The sequence below is a fragment of the Turicibacter sp. TJ11 genome (genome assembly GCF_021497505.1).
Taxonomy (GTDB): Bacteria; Bacillota_I; Bacilli_A; order MOL361; family Turicibacteraceae; genus Turicibacter.
In genome coordinates, this window is record NZ_CP069349.1 from 2,433,132 (window position 1) to 2,449,283 (window position 16,152).

Sequence of the window (16,152 nt, forward strand, 5' to 3'; positions counted from 1 at the left end):
AGAGGTGAACTTAAATGAATGATAAAATTGTTGTAAAAGGTGCAAGAGAACAAAATTTAAAAAATATTGATGTAGAAATTCCAAGAAATCAACTAGTTGTTTTAACGGGACTATCTGGTTCAGGAAAATCATCACTTGCTTTTGAAACCATCTATGCAGAAGGACAACGACGTTATGTGGAAAGTTTATCTGCATATGCTAGACAATTTTTAGGTAATATGGAAAAACCAGATGTGGATTCGATTGAAGGACTTTCGCCAGCTATTTCGATTGATCAAAAAACAACTAATCGAAATCCTCGTTCAACGGTAGGAACTGTAACCGAAATTTATGACTATTTACGTTTATTATTTTCTAGAATTGGAAAACCTGTTTGTCCAACGCATCATATAGAAATTCAAGCACAGTCCGTCGAGCAAATGGTTGATCGCTTATATGAATATCCGGAGCGAACACGTATGCAAATTTTAGCTCCGATTGTTGTTGGAAAAAAAGGAACACATACAAAAGTTTTAGAACAATTAAAAAAAGATGGATATATTCGAGTTCGCATTAATGGTGAGATGCTAGATTTAGATGAAGAAATTACGTTAAATAAAAATAAAAAGCATACGATTGAAGTTATTGTGGACCGAATTTCATTAAGACCAGATGCCACTGCAAGGGTGGCAGATTCCATCGAAACAGCTTTGAATCTTGGTAATGGAAAAGTGTTAGTGGATATAGTAGGTCAAGAGGAGTTAGTTTTTAGTGAACATTTTTCTTGTCCTTACTGTGATTTTTCAGTTGGTGACTTAGAGCCACGGATGTTTTCATTTAACTCTCCCTTTGGTGCTTGTCCTGAATGTAGTGGACTAGGTGTTCAAAAGAAAATCGATGTTGATTTATTAATTCCAGATCCGAAGTTATCGATTTCACAAGGTGCTATTCGTGGATGGGAAAAAGAAGAGAATTATGGACGAAAACTTTTAGATACGGTTTGTCGACATTATGAAATAGATTTAGATAAACCGTTTGAAGAGTTAACTGAAAAAGAAAAAAATATTGTTTTATATGGAACAACAGAACCTATTCATTTTCAACTACAGTCGGAGAGTGGAATTAAACAAGAAAAGTTTGATGTTTATGAGGGCGTTGTTAATAATTTAGAGCGACGTTATATCGAAACCAACTCGTCATTTATGCGTGAGTGGATCGAAGGATTCATGTCTGATTTAACTTGTAAACAGTGCGATGGAAAGCGACTATCAGAAGAAGCTTTATCTGTTTTAGTAGATGGAAAGAACATTAATGACTTTACCGATTTATCGATTCAGGAAGCATTAGACTTTATTAAGAATTTAGATTTAAGTGAAAAAGATAAGCTGATTGCAAATTTAATCTTAAAGGAAATTATTGAACGTCTAAGTTTTTTAGTAAACGTTGGATTAGATTACTTAACATTAAGTCGTTCAGCGGGATCACTTTCTGGAGGAGAAGCACAGCGTATTCGTTTAGCTACTCAAATTGGTTCAAGATTATCAGGTGTTTTATACGTATTAGACGAACCTTCCATTGGTTTACATCAACGAGATAATGATCGTCTAATAGAAACACTTAAATCAATGCGTGATTTAGGAAACACATTGATTGTAGTTGAACACGATGAAGACACAATGATGGCTTGTGATTATTTAATTGATATCGGTCCTGGTGCAGGAATTCATGGTGGACAAATTGTCGCTCAAGGGACACCAGAAGAAGTGATGGAAAATGAAGCTTCGATAACTGGTCAGTATTTAAGTGGAAAAAAACAAATTTATTTACCGAAAGAACGCCGAAAAGGAAATGGAAACTTCATTGAAGTAAAAGGTGCAAAAGAAAATAACTTAAAGAATGTGAATCTTTCAATTCCGATGGGAATTATGAATGTAGTAACGGGTGTTTCTGGTTCAGGAAAATCGACATTAATTAATGATATTTTGTATCGATCGATTGCCTCAAAGCTTTATCGAACTAAAGATAAACCAGGTAAACATAAAGAATTAAAAGGGATTGAATATATTGAAAAAATTATTGATATTGATCAATCCCCAATTGGACGTACTCCACGGTCAAATCCTGCGACTTATACAGGAGTATTTGATGACATTCGTGATTTATTTGCATCAACTAATGAAGCAAAAGTACGTGGATATCAAAAAGGACGCTTCTCGTTTAATGTAAAAGGTGGACGTTGTGAAGCTTGTCGAGGAGACGGATTATTAAAGATTGAAATGCACTTCTTACCAGATGTTTTCGTTCCATGTGAAGTTTGTCATGGGAAACGTTATAATCGTGAAACGCTAACGGTGACTTATCGCGGGAAAAATATTGCTGATGTTTTAGAAATGACAATAGAAGATGCTCATGTATTTTTTGAAAATCATCCTAAAATTTCGCGTAAGTTAAAAACATTGTGTGATGTTGGATTAGGCTATCTAAAACTTGGACAACCGGCATCTACTTTATCGGGAGGAGAAGCACAGCGTGTTAAATTAGCATCAGAGCTTCACCGCCGTATTACAGATAAAACAGTTTATATTTTAGATGAACCGACAACTGGACTTCATATTGATGATGTGAAACGATTATTAAAGGTATTAAATCGCATGGTTGAAGAAGGTGCGACGATTATTATCATCGAACATAATTTAGATGTCATTAAAATGGCTGACTATATTATTGACTTAGGTCCAGAAGGTGGGACACGAGGTGGAACGATTATTGCTAAAGGGACACCAGAAGAAGTTGCTAATGTAGAGGGATCATATACAGGGAAATATTTAAAGAAAATTTTAGATCGTGATCAAAAAAGACAATCTTAAAAAGCTCTGTTAACTCAGAGCTTTTTTCAAATTTTTATTCCACTTTTGGATATATTAGATAAAAAATAAATTATCTGGTTTGGCTCATCACTAACAATGGTAGGTGACAAATCCTGATTTACAATTTTTGTAATTACACTCTTGATAGATTCTATTTTCGTAGATCGTTCTATTCCGCAAGAAATAACACCTTCTCTGAAGTGTTTTTATTTTATTATTTCGCCCTTCAACTGCTGCATTCGTGTATCGACAGTGGTGATAGTTAGATATTTCTTGAGTCCAATTTTTAAAGGGTTTTAAACCTTCGTTTAACTCTGGGATATTTAGACTTTCTCCTTTTTCAATCCACTTATTAAGTCTTCGATACGAGTTTGAGGAATCACTTAATTCATACCAATCGATTAACTGTTCCTTTATCTGATAAACATCAGCAAGTTCATTTGAAAAGCTTAAAAGCTTTCGTAACTTGGTTTGGTCTTTTTCCTTTAACTCATCCCATCGTTGATTCAGAAGATTTTTATGTCGCTTCAAATACTTGACACTATCTGGAGCTAATGTCTGACTGATTCTTCTTCTAACCGCTTGTAGAGCCTCGGTTATGTATCGATTAACATGAAAACGATCAGCGATACGCAAGGCATTAGGAAAGACTTTAGCACAAAATTTATGATAGCTTCGAGATAAATCCATCACAACGGCTTTCGGGTTCAATCGTGTTAAATAGATCATTAAATCTTTATTTTCAATCAGGTCAGTATAGGTTCTCCCTTTGATGATCATTAACAAATTTTCATGCTTAAGATCATGAATACCAGTATTATAGCTATGTCCCTTTCTAATCGCAAAGTCATCCATTCCTAAGACCAGATGGTTACATTCTTCAGCCGTTTGAATGACTGTTTCTTGAAGTTTCGGAACTTGTTCATTGAGATGTTTTTTTACGATACGTTCGCAAGTTGAATAGGGAAGATTAAATAATTTGGCTACCTGTTGAACCGTAGATCCTGACAGTGAATGAGCAACTTTTTGTTGAAAAGCAATCGTATAGCGACTTCGCTGGTCAATAAAAGCATATTGATAAGTGAAATAAAAATCGCAAGCTTTACACCATAAACGTTGCATAGGGAGCATGAGATAGGTTTCATATTGAAAACAATCTAAATGTCTAACTGTTCGATAGTTTTGACGCGTGCCAATCGAAATGACATGACGATTTGTTTGGCAACAAGGACACGCTTGATGAATGTCTAATGGAGTCGCAGTTAAAAAAAGAGATTGATTCTCTGAAATAGAAAAGTTAGTGATTGTAATGTCTTGTAAGTTAATTAAATAATTGATATCATGTAAGTACATCTAAAATCTCCGTATTTTTTGTTTGGTGGTACTTACAAGAATACTAGATTTTAGATGTTTTTTTTATTGGTTTTATATGGAATATATTAGATTGAAATTAGTCAAATACCATTAATGGTGAAGACCCTCTGGTTTAGACAAAAAAATCTATCAAAAATAAAGAAAATAGCGAAAAACGAACGAAATGTGTTTTTTAAGTTCATGAATGTGTCCTATCTATGTAAAAAGTGTATTAAACTTGGATTTAAACAGGCTATTCGGTTGACCTTCATTTTGTTGACGTGCTATGATAGGCACGTCGTAAGCTCACTCTAGAAAGATTACTTGCTTGTTTATCGGACGTAAAGAAGGAGGTGAACTGTTGCTAAAAAGCTCACCCCCATATCCAAAATGGACGGTAGTTATTTTAGGCAACAGGCGCATGAGATGAAACGAGATCTAATTGCATTTATTATGTCATTATGCGTAATTGTAGTTGGAATCTACGCTGTCATGCAATCCAACTTGAAGGAAGTAAACATCAATGATAATGGAGAGCTGAATACATTCACCACGTATCAACAAACGGTGGATGGCTTGCTTAAAGAGCAAGGAATAAGAGTTGGAAATTTCGATGATATGAATGTAAGTTTTGATGATCAAGTCTATGATGGCATGGACATTGAAATTAGTCGTGCTCAGTCAGTCGTTATTAACGATGGCGGAATCAAAACTTTAGTCATGACAACAGAATCAACAGTAAATGATGTATTAAAAGAGCGTAGCATTGAGCTAGGTTCAAATGATGAAATTTCAGTTGCCCAAACGGCCTCAGTTGAAGGTGATATGGAAATTGAAATTACACGTGTAGAAAAGGCATACGAATCAGTGTTTGAGGAAATAGAATTAAATACTGAGTATGTTTACACAGACGACATTCCACAAGGGGAACAAGAAGTAAGGAATGAAGGTTCGCCAAAAGTAGTCGAACACGTCATCGAGAAGGTTTATAAGAATGGAACACAAGTCGAAGAAACTGAAGTGAAGACGAATGTAGTTGACGAAGGTCAAACTAAAACGATTGCAATTGGAACGGGTCCAATTACATCTTTCGTTGCTAATATGACTGCATATGATACAAACTGTGCAGGATGTGGAACACGAGTGGCGTGTAAACCATACCCAGATATTAGCTCAACCATTTACTATAATGATAGTACATATGGTTCAGTTCGCATTGTTGCCGCAGGAAAAGAGTATCCTTGTGGGACAATTGTAGATATTGATGGTATAGGAAAAGCGATTGTCTTAGATCGCGGAAGTGCTATTACCGGAAATGATTTAGATTTACTGGTCAACACAAATCCATGGGATTTTGGCCGCAGATACAAACAAACTAAAGTCCTCAGATTGGGCTGGTAATCTTTCATTTACAAAGCGTAGTTATCGCTAAAATTTTATATGCTTATAAAGGGATGGACAGTTAGTGAAAGTTCTTACGACAATCAATAATTAATCTCATTAGCTGAAGCTATAAATGATAATTGCGTGTTTTGTAAATACAAAAAAAGTTCGTTGACTTTAACAAAAGATGTTAAAAGTTGACGGACTTTTTTTTGTACATAAAACTATGTCGTGTTGTAGCTTTTTAATTCTATAGATAAGGAATGTAATTTACAACAATTACTAAAACTATTGTGCTAAAATTGACTTATGATACAATAGAATTGACTAATTTGAGGAGGCATATAGTGTGAGTCATAAGGATGTAAAATCAAATCATGAAATCATAGATGAAGAAGATGTGATTGAAAATCTTACAGATGGAAATGATAAAAAAAGAGGTAGTCAAGTGCAAGATGAAGAGAACTCTTTTCAACAGCGACAGATTATTTACACGAAACAAATAGGCTGCTTGGATTTTAGATCAATGGTTATTAACTTAGGCATCTATACGCTTGTTTTAATGGTGACTAGCGGTTTGTTTGAAGGTGTTTATATTTCAAGTTTTTTTAACGCAGTCAATACCGCTTTAGTAATGTTAGTTCTAAATATTCTTTTAAAACCGATTTTAATCGTCATTACTTTACCGTTAACGATTATGACGTTTGGATTATTCTACGTTGTTGTGAATGGTTTTTTATTGTGGATGACAGACTATTTAATGGGACCATCATTTGAAATTAATTCATTTGGATTAGCTATCTTAGCTTCAGTTTTTATCTCATTATTACGTATGGCAATTAATCATTATATTTTAAAAGAAGATTCGTTAAAAATTAATATGTAGGTACGTATTATTCATTCACTTCTCTCATAGTCATTAGATACATAATTTAATTTGGTGGTGAAAAAGTTATGAATGTAGTAACAGTTCAAGATTTAGTAGAAGAATTAAAGTTAGAGGTTATTTCACAGGCGGCATCATTAGATCGTAAAATTACAGAACAAATGTTATCGCGTCCTGGAATGGAGTTAACAGGAGTCGTTGAATATTTTCGTGATAGTGCTAAACGACGCGTCCAAATTATTGGAACAAAAGAATGGTTATATCTTCAATCTTTAGATAGTGATGTTCGACGTGAACGTGCACGAGTCCTATTTACAGATGAAACACCTGTTATTGTATTTTCAAAGAACTTTGAAGTTCCACAAGAAATGATTGAATTATCAGAACAAACAGGTGTTCCTTTACTTAGAAGTCAAAAAGAAACTACCGTCTTATTTACTGCTATTTCAAACTATTTAGAAGAGGCTTTATCACCAATTGAATCTGTTCACGGCGTATTAGTCGATGTAAATGGGATTGGGGTATTAATTACAGGAAAAAGTAGTATAGGAAAAAGTGAGACAGCCTTAGAACTGATTCACCGTGGCCATCAATTAATTGCCGATGATCGTGTCGACATCTATGAAAAAGAACCGGGTCTTGTTGTTGGGCGTGCACCAGAATTATTACAACAATTTATTGAGGTACGTGGAATTGGGATTATTAACGTTGTAGAAATGTTTGGAGCACGTGCTTACCGACATAAAAAACGCGTGACATTAATGATTGAACTAGAAGATTGGAATAACGAAAAAATTTATAATCGTATTGGATTATCAGATGAGACAACACGTTTATTTAATACGGATATTACAAAGATTACGATTCCAGTTCGTCCAGGTCGTTCAATTGCGTCTTTAATTGAAGTTGCGGCAATGAACCATCGATTAAAAGTGATGGGGTATAATGCAGCAGAAGATTTTACTAACCAATTAAATAATTATATTAAAACGAAAAGTAATAATTAAGGTGGGGTTATTTGAACCTCACCTTTCAATCATTAGGAGATGGAGGAGATTCTGTGGATCATTCAACAATTGAACCACTAAATCGTATTTTTTTACAGTTAGGGCCTATTACGATTTACTGGTATGCTATTTTAATCATGTCTGGAGTAGCCTTAGGACTTTTTTTAGCCATTAGAGAAGGAAAACGAATGGGAATTAATCCAGATTTCTTTTATGATTTAGTGACGTACGGATTACCAATCTCTATCGTAGGAGCACGAATTTATTACGTTGTTTTTATGTGGGATTATTATTCAGTACACCCGGAAGATATCATTAAAATTTGGCAAGGTGGAATTGCCATTCATGGAGCAATTATTGCAGCTTTTATTTTTGGATATTTCTTTTGTAAGAAAAGAAATATTTCGGTTTGGTTAACTGCGGATATCGCTGCTACAAGTTTTATCATTGCTCAGGCGATTGGCCGATGGGGAAATTTTATGAACCAAGAAGCTCATGGTGGAGTTGTTCCTGGATCGACTCTTGATGCTCAACGTGAATTTTTACAATCTCTGTTTATTCCAGATTTTATTGTGAATAATATGTACATTAACGGTGCATACTATCATCCAACGTTTTTATATGAATCATTATGGAATGTGATTGGATTTTTCATAATTATTCTAATTTTAAGAAAGTTATCTAAGTTACTGGTAGGAGAGATTGCAGCCTTTTACGCTGTTTGGTATTCAATAGGAAGATATATGGTAGAAGGGATGCGAACTGACAGCTTAATGTTGACAGAATCGATTCGTATGGCACAATTTATTTCAATTTTAACAATTGTACTAGTTGTTGCGGTAGTGGCTTATCGACGTATAACCAAGAAGAATTTAGTGACTTATCAAAGCTTTTATTTAAATGAAAGTCATAAATCAGCATAAAGAAAAATAAAATAAAATAACATAGAAGTTAGTCATTGAAGGAGGAGCAAATGCTTAAAGCTATATTATTTGATTTAGATGGAACTTTATTAAATACGAATCATCTGATTTTCAGCTCATTTCGTCAGACATTTAACGAACTTCTTTTAAATGAGTCTTTGAGTGATGAAGAAATTATCGACTGTATCGGACCGACACTTCATCAGACAGGCTTAAAATATTTCCCAAAAAATCCTGAACAATTTGTTCAACGTTATCGTCATTATTATCAGTTAAATCATGATGAAATGATCGAAATCTTTCCTGGTGTCGTTGAAATGCTTAATTCACTGAAGGAACTAGGATTAAAGCTTGTGATTGTCACCTCGAAAAAGCGAGATATGACAATTAAAGGACTAAAATATACTAAGCTTTATGATTATTTTGATTTAATTATTTCATCAGATGATATTATAAATCCAAAGCCACATCCTGAACCGATTGAAACGGTCTTAAAATATTATCAGTTAGATCAAGATGAGTGTTTGATGGTAGGCGATAATTCACATGATATTGAATGTGCTCACCATGCAGGTATAAAAAGCGTCGGCGTTAGTTGGGCCATTCGTGGTGCGGATTATTTGAAAAAGTATCATCCGACTTATATAATAAATGAAGCAAGTGATTTATTGAATATCGTAAAAAAGGAAGGTATTTAAAATGGAAAAAGTTTATGATTTAGCGATTATCGGTGCTGGTCCTGCAGGAATGACAGCAGCCATTTATGCAGCACGCGCCAGTTTATCGGTTGTCATGATTGAGCGTGGAGCTCCAGGTGGTCAAATGGTTAATACATTTGAAATTGAAAACTACACAGGTTTTGAAACAATTACAGGTCCAGAATTATCAATGAAAATGTTTGAACATGCGCAAGCTGCTGGGGCAGAGTATGCATACGGTAATGTAGAGAATGTAGTCATTGCTGAAGATGGAACTAAAGTGATTGATTGTGGAGATCATCAGATTCATGCAAAAACGATTATTATTGCAACGGGAACAAAACACCGATTATTAAACGTTCCTGGTGAGAGTGAATTATCAGGACGTGGAATTTCATGGTGTGCGGTATGTGACGGTGCCTTTTTCCGTGGTAAAAAAGTTGTTGTTATTGGTGGTGGAGATTCTGCCGTTGAAGAGGCTATTTACTTAGCAGGTCTAGTTGAAAAGGTAACTATTGTTCATCGTCGTGATGAATTACGTGCCCAAAAAATCTTACAAAAACGTGCCTTTGCAGATGAAAAAATCGAATTTGTATGGGATTCAGTTGTGGAGTCATTTGAAGAAGCAAACGGAAAATTAGGTGCCGTTAAAATTAAAAATACTAAAACAGGAGAAATCTCTGAGATCGAAGCAGATGGAGCATTTATTTACATTGGATTAGATCCAATTACAGATATGATTAAAGAATTAGGTGTAACAGATGATGCAGGATATGTAAAAGTTGATCATGCCATGATGACACCAGTTGAGGGTGTGTTTGCTGCAGGTGATGTTATTAGTAAAGAGCTTCGTCAAGTTGTAACCGCAGTAAATGATGGAGCCATTGCAGCTCAATCAGCATTTAAATATATTGAAACAAACCTTCGATAATCAAAGACTAACAAACTATAGAACTAATTTCATTTAATACATACAGCCTTGATATCATAAAAAATAATAAGAGTTATAAAGGGAAACTGATCGTCTTTAGTGATTTAGATGATTCAGTTTTCTTTTTTGTGTTTGAGATGAATAAATAAGTTCATTTCAAGTTAACATTAATTTTAATGGTGATTATGTCTTTATTACGCACTCCTATGAAGTTAATAATGATATTTTTTAAATGAATAAACAATCTTTAGAGAGTGTAAAGTTATTAACCATAGATGAGTTAGTTTTATGTTGATATCTGATGAGACCATTTCACCGGTTATCACATAGTTTAAATAATAACTAGATGAGTAGAATTATATTTACTGATGTCAGGTAAGTCGAAAGAATACACATGAAAGTCATCGATGCTAATGTTAATGATTAGTTTAGGAACTTGATACTACGATATGATCAGTTTTTCTATTTTTCTATTTATGTGTTATAATAATCATGACGAAAGAGGGTGGATTGATGCGTGTGGTGAATAGTTTGTTACTGAAAGATAATAAGATATTACTTTTATTTAAACCGAGCCGAAAAAAATGGTTTCTACCTGGCGGAAAAGCCGAATTTAGTGAACATGTCATACAAACAGGATGTCGAGAATTTTTTGAAGAAACAGGGTTGCAGCTACAAAGTGCAGAACTTGGTGCGGTGACAACGATTGTTGTTGAAGAGGAATCAGATCAAACGGAGTGGATGCTTTATACGATTAAAGGAACTCACGCAACAGGTGAATTAAATAAAGAGAATCGAGAAGGAACATTAGCTTGGCATGAGATTGGTGAATTAGATACATTACCGATGTTTGAAGGGGATCGTCTAATTATTAAACACTTAATTAATAGCAATCAACCTATTGTTTCAACTCAATTTTATACGCCTTCATACGATTTAATTAAAGTTATTTCAAGTCATAATACAGAACTTAAGTGATGATCATCATTTTTGAAGTAATAGAAAGGGTGTGTTAGGATGAAAAAAATTAATTTACTAATTGTCACGGGGATGAGTGGAGCTGGAAAAAGTGTTGTATTAAATAGTTTAGAGGATGTAGGTTATCACTGTATTGACAATTTTCCACCTAAATTATTACCTAAGTTAACAGAGTTAATTATGGGAGCGAGTGAGCATACCGTTAATTTAGCAGTTGTGATTGATTTAAGATCACTAGACTTTGACTCTATTGATGAAATGTTATATTTCTTACAAGATAGTCATTTTGTCAATGTCCATGTTGTTTACTTAGATGCAAATGATACAACACTCGTTAAACGATATAAGGAAACAAGACGTACACACCCATTATCACGCGACACTAATTTGTTAGATGGAATTAATAAAGAACGAGAGCTGTTAAAGCCAATTTTAGATATCTCAGACTTTAAAATCGATACAACAGGTTTAGCTGCTAAAGATTTAAAACAGCAAATTATTACGAAGTATGGAAGTATGGATAAAGATTATTTTAGTGTAACATTTATGTCATTTGGATTTAAACATGGGACACCAATTGATACAGATATTATGTTTGATGTTCGTTTCTTACCTAATCCTTTTTATATTGAAGCCATGCGCCCACAAACTGGGTTAGATGAAAGTGTTTATGAGTACGTGATGAGCTTTGAAGAAACAACGACGTTTTTATCTAAATTAATTGACTTGTTACAATTCTTAATTCCAAAGTATAAAGCTGAAGGAAAGTCACAAGTCATTATTGGGATTGGATGTACAGGGGGACAACATCGCTCAGTTGCCATTGCAGAATATTTATCCACTGCTTTTGAAAAAGATTATAAAACAAACGCGACTCATCGAGATATTCATCGCGCATATAAAAAATAGGGGGATTAGATATGGCAGAGTATGATTTAAAGGTTGCTGTCATTGGTGGAGGAACAGGGTTATCTACAATTTTAAGAGGATTAAAACGATATCCAATTGATATAACGGCCATTGTCACAGTAGCAGATGATGGAGGAAGTTCGGGAAGTTTACGATCAGATTTTGATGTCCCTCCCCCTGGAGATATTCGAAATGTTTTAGTTGCTTTATCCGAAGTTGAACCACTTGTACAAGAATTATTTCAGTATCGATTTCAAGGTGAAACAGAGTTAGCAGGTCATCCAACTGGAAATTTATTAATTGCAGCTATGACAAATATTACGGGGGACTTTGCTTCTGCTATTCAAAAATTAAGTGAGGTTTTAAAAGTTAGAGGACAAGTCTTACCAGTATGTAACACACCGTTGTGCTTGTGTGCAGAGTATGATGATGGTACAATCATTCAGGGCGAATCGCTTATTCCTACGATTGAAAAAAAAATTAAGCGTGTTTATTATACAAAACAAGATGCTAAGGCACTTCATGAAGCTGTTGAGGCTATTATGGAAGCAGATTTAGTTTTACTAGGACCAGGAAGTTTATATACTAGTATTATTCCTAACTTATTATTAAGTGAAATTTCTGAGGCGTTAGTTAAGACAAAAGCAGAATGTGTTTATTGCTGCAACATAATGACTCAACCAGGAGAAACAACAGGCTATACAGCCTCTGATCATGTAATTGCTCTAGAAGAACATGCCGGTCATTCGTTCATTGATAAAATCATTGTTAATGATGAGAAAATTAATCAAGAAACTTATGAACGATACTGTGATCAGCAATCAGATGTTGTTTTTAATGATGAGAAAAAATTAAAAAGTATGAATATTGAAGTGATTAAAAGTCGTCTAGTTTCTTACAATAACGTAGGCGAGGTTCGTCATAACACGAAAAAAGTTGCAGCGACAGTTTTTTCATTATTATTAGATATAGAGGAAAAAAGGGAGGGGTGATAAAATGTCATTCGCTTCTGAAACGAAAAAAGAATTAGTTCAAATTCAATCAGATGATTGTTGTGCTAAAGCAGAACTATCAGCACTTATTCGAATGAATGGAGTTATTTCTTTATCAAGTAAAGGTTTAGTTCTTGATTTTGCAACTGAAAATGCCGCGATTGCTCGTCGAACGTTGCAGTTAATTAAGCAGTTATTTGATACTGAGGTTGATTTATTATCGCGAAAAAAAATGCAACTGAAAAAAAATAACGTCTATATTATTCGTATTAAGAAAAATGCTCGTGATATTGCCACAGAATTAGGAATTATGTCTGAAACTGGCTTTGTTTTAGGGATTGCTAAGCATTTAATTGAGTATGATTGCTGTAAAAGAGCCTATTTGCGAGGTGCTTTTTTAGCGGGAGGTTCGGTTAATAATCCTGAAACATCATCTTATCATTTTGAAATTTTTACACTTGATGAAGAACATGCGGAAGATCTTAAAGATTTGTTAAATGTTTTTGAACTAAATGCCCGTGTCTTACAACGTAAAAAAGGATATATTACTTATATCAAAGAAGCTGAGAAAATTAGTGATTTTTTAAGGGCGATTGAAGCATATAATGCAGTTTTAAATTTCGAGGATGTACGTATTTTTAGAGATATCCGTAACTCAGAAAATCGTTTAAATAATTGTGAAATTGCTAATGAAACAAAAACAATTGCTGCAGCGCAGCGTCAAATTGATAACATTGAACTAATTGATCTTGTTTATGGAATAGATTCGTTACCAGAACGTTTACAATACGTTGCCAGGTTAAGGTTAGAGTTTCCTGAGGAAAATTTAACTTATTTAAGTGAAATTGCCACGGAACGCGGGATGAAGTTGACTAAGTCAGGCGTCAATCATCGGATGAGAAAGTTGTCCGAAATGGCAGAAGAAATTCGGGAAAATCAGCAAAAACGTTCATTAGAAAAATAAAACTAAAGCGAGATGATTCTTATTAATCGTTTCAACTTAGAAACAAAAGATTAAACCTTATTTGTAACGTCATGTTATGAATAAGGTTTTTATTTTATGAATGAAAACTTACATAGATTTCTAAAAGTTTGACATACTAAAGTTGATTTTGTTCAAAATAAAAACCGCTTACATTAGGGATATTCATGTACTTGTCAATTAAAGTTTAGTATACTATAAATTAGATAAGATGAAGGAGGTAATAACATGACTAAAAAACCTGTAGCATTAATTATTTTAGACGGTTTCGGGTTACGTGATGAAACTGCTGGAAACGCAGTTAAAGCGGCCAAAATGCCAAACTTAGATCGTTTATTTAATAAATACCCTCATAACACATTAGAAGCTTCTGGATTAGGTGTTGGATTACCAGAAGGACAAATGGGGAACTCAGAGGTAGGACACTTAAATTTAGGTGCTGGACGTATCGTTTATCAATCATTAACTCGTATTAACTTAGCTGTTAAAAATGGTGAGTTAAAAAATGATCCAGTGATTGAAAAAGGATGCAAACACGCATTAGAAAACAATAAAAACATTCATGTAATGGGATTATTATCTCCAGGTGGAATTCATTCACACAACGAGCATATGTATGCATTAGTTGAAGCAGCAAAAGCTCAAGGTGCAAAAGAAGTTTACGTACATGCATTTTTAGATGGACGTGATACTGCACCTAAATCAGCATTAGAGTACATTGAAGCATTAGAGACTAAATTAGCTGAAATCGGAATTGGAAAAGTAGCGACTGTATCAGGACGTTACTATTCAATGGACCGCGATAAAAACTATGATCGTACTCAATTAGCTTATGATGCAATGACTCAAGGAATTGGAGAAACTTTTGAATCAGCTAAAGCTGGGGTAGAAGCTTCTTACAAAAATGATGTTTTAGATGAATTCGTTGCACCATTTGTTGTTGATGCAAATGGATTAATCAAAGATGGAGATACAGTAATTTTTGCTAACTTCCGTCCTGACCGTGCACAACAGATTGCAATCGCATTATCTAATCCAGAAAATGTTGCAAACTTTGCTAAAGAAGGAAAACCTGCATTAGATCCATCTAAAGGACCTAAAGATGTTTACTTCATTTCAATGATGTCTTACGGGGATGCGGTTAATGGACCAGTTATCTTTGGATTACAAGATTTAGCTAATACTTACGGAGAAGTTATTTCAGCAAATGGATTAAAACAATTACGTATTGCTGAAACTGAAAAATATGCTCACGTAACATTCTTCTTCGATGGTGGAGTAGATAAAGAAATCGAAGGAGCAACTCGTGTTTTAATCAATTCACCAAAAGTTGCAACTTATGATTTAAAACCTGAAATGTCAGCTTATGAAGTAGCGGATGCATGTGTAGCTGAGATTAATAAAGATGTTCATGATACAATCATTTTAAACTTTGCTAACCCAGATATGGTTGGGCACACTGGTGTATTTGATGCAACAGTAAAAGCATTAGAAGCTGTGGATGAGTGCTTAGGTAAAGTTGTAGATGCAATCATTGCTAAAGGTGGAGTTGCTATTATTACAGCTGACCACGGTAATGCAGAAAAATTAGAAGATGAAAATGGTGGAGCATATACTGCTCATACATCAAATCCAGTTCCAGTCATCGTAACAAAAGAAGGAATCGAATTACGTGACGGTGGAAATTTAGGAGATTTAGCACCAACAATGTTACAATTATTAGGTGTTGAACAACCGGCTGAAATGACTGGAAAATCAATTATTAAATAATTGAATAAACACAAAAGAACGTATCTAGTGATACGTTCTTTTTATGGATATTTTTATAAAAATACAAGAGGTATGATCAGCCTAATAACCATTTAGAACCAAAATAAAGATTATTTTAGAGATAAAAAAAGAAAATTATATTGAAAAATATGGTTAATATGTTAGTATAGATATTGGAAAGCCAAGTTAGTTTAGTGGTAAAACAACGCAATGGTAATGCGTAGCCGCGAGTTCGATTCTCGCACTCGGCACCAGTTTATAAGAATATAATCCAGCGACTGTCTGGATTTTTTTATTTTTATAGATCAAGCATAAAGTCTGTTCAGTTAGTGCATATTATTGTAGGTATTTAATTAAAGTATACCTTTTTAGCATTTTTTCTGTAGATTAATAGATTGGTTTATTTTATAAAAAATAGCGCTTACAGCATAAAAACTTCTTTAATATGCAAAAAAATGTATTATAATAAGAAGTGTGAAAATTTTAGAAAAGAA

The 16,152-nt window shown here is 34.0% G+C and carries 13 protein-coding genes and 1 tRNA gene; 13 read left to right on the forward strand and 1 reads right to left on the reverse strand.

Annotated features, from left to right (window positions below; genetic code table 11):
• Positions 1-14 precede the first annotated feature (14 nt).
• A complete protein-coding gene (gene uvrA, locus JRC48_RS11675; protein ID WP_235069662.1) occupies positions 15-2,846 on the forward strand; it encodes an excinuclease ABC subunit UvrA in 2,832 nt (943 codons plus the stop codon).
• A 90-nt stretch (positions 2,847-2,936) separates the two neighbouring features.
• On the opposite strand, the gene JRC48_RS11680 is transcribed toward uvrA, so the two are convergent.
• Positions 2,937-4,199 (reverse strand): ISL3 family transposase, encoded by a 1,263-nt coding sequence (locus JRC48_RS11680; RefSeq protein ID WP_235069663.1) that lies wholly within the window; start codon positions 4,197-4,199, stop codon positions 2,937-2,939.
• A 426-nt stretch (positions 4,200-4,625) separates the two neighbouring features.
• Between JRC48_RS11680 and JRC48_RS11685 the strand changes: the two genes are divergently transcribed.
• From JRC48_RS11685 to JRC48_RS11740, 12 genes are all read left to right on the forward strand, one after another.
• Positions 4,626-5,600 carry a 3D domain-containing protein gene (locus JRC48_RS11685; RefSeq protein WP_235069664.1) on the forward strand — a complete coding sequence of 325 codons (975 nt, stop codon included), beginning with the start codon at positions 4,626-4,628 and terminating at the stop codon, positions 5,598-5,600.
• Positions 5,601-5,931: 331 nt separating this feature from the next.
• On the forward strand, positions 5,932-6,468 hold the full coding sequence (locus tag JRC48_RS11690) for a phage holin family protein (protein ID WP_235069665.1): 537 nt from the start codon (positions 5,932-5,934) through the stop codon (positions 6,466-6,468).
• A 68-nt stretch (positions 6,469-6,536) separates the two neighbouring features.
• On the forward strand, positions 6,537-7,475 hold the full coding sequence (gene hprK / locus JRC48_RS11695) for an HPr(Ser) kinase/phosphatase (RefSeq protein WP_235069666.1): 939 nt from the start codon (positions 6,537-6,539) through the stop codon (positions 7,473-7,475).
• A gap of 53 nt (positions 7,476-7,528) precedes the next feature.
• Positions 7,529-8,398: a prolipoprotein diacylglyceryl transferase gene (gene lgt, locus JRC48_RS11700; protein WP_235069667.1), complete on the forward strand. Its 870-nt coding sequence runs from the start codon at positions 7,529-7,531 to the stop codon at positions 8,396-8,398.
• A gap of 50 nt (positions 8,399-8,448) precedes the next feature.
• On the forward strand, positions 8,449-9,096 hold the full coding sequence (gene ppaX / locus JRC48_RS11705) for a pyrophosphatase PpaX (protein ID WP_235069668.1): 648 nt from the start codon (positions 8,449-8,451) through the stop codon (positions 9,094-9,096).
• 1 nt (position 9,097) lies between these two features.
• Entirely contained in the window at positions 9,098-10,027 is a 930-nt protein-coding gene (trxB, locus tag JRC48_RS11710; protein WP_235069669.1) for a thioredoxin-disulfide reductase, read from the forward strand.
• 513 nt (positions 10,028-10,540) lie between these two features.
• On the forward strand, positions 10,541-11,005 hold the full coding sequence (locus tag JRC48_RS11715) for an NUDIX domain-containing protein (protein WP_235069670.1): 465 nt from the start codon (positions 10,541-10,543) through the stop codon (positions 11,003-11,005).
• Positions 11,006-11,044: 39 nt separating this feature from the next.
• The gene (rapZ, locus tag JRC48_RS11720; protein ID WP_235069671.1) at positions 11,045-11,914 is read left to right on the forward strand and encodes an RNase adapter RapZ; all 870 of its coding nucleotides are present in this window, start codon (positions 11,045-11,047) and stop codon (positions 11,912-11,914) included.
• A gap of 11 nt (positions 11,915-11,925) precedes the next feature.
• Positions 11,926-12,906 (forward strand): YvcK family protein, encoded by a 981-nt coding sequence (gene yvcK / locus JRC48_RS11725; RefSeq protein ID WP_235069672.1) that lies wholly within the window; start codon positions 11,926-11,928, stop codon positions 12,904-12,906.
• Between the two features lie 4 nt (positions 12,907-12,910).
• Positions 12,911-13,870 (forward strand): DNA-binding protein WhiA, encoded by a 960-nt coding sequence (gene whiA, locus JRC48_RS11730; protein ID WP_235069673.1) that lies wholly within the window; start codon positions 12,911-12,913, stop codon positions 13,868-13,870.
• A 246-nt stretch (positions 13,871-14,116) separates the two neighbouring features.
• Positions 14,117-15,658 (forward strand): 2,3-bisphosphoglycerate-independent phosphoglycerate mutase, encoded by a 1,542-nt coding sequence (gene gpmI / locus JRC48_RS11735; RefSeq protein WP_235069674.1) that lies wholly within the window; start codon positions 14,117-14,119, stop codon positions 15,656-15,658.
• A gap of 180 nt (positions 15,659-15,838) precedes the next feature.
• Positions 15,839-15,912 (forward strand) — tRNA-Thr (locus tag JRC48_RS11740).
• Positions 15,913-16,152: the final 240 nt, after the last annotated feature.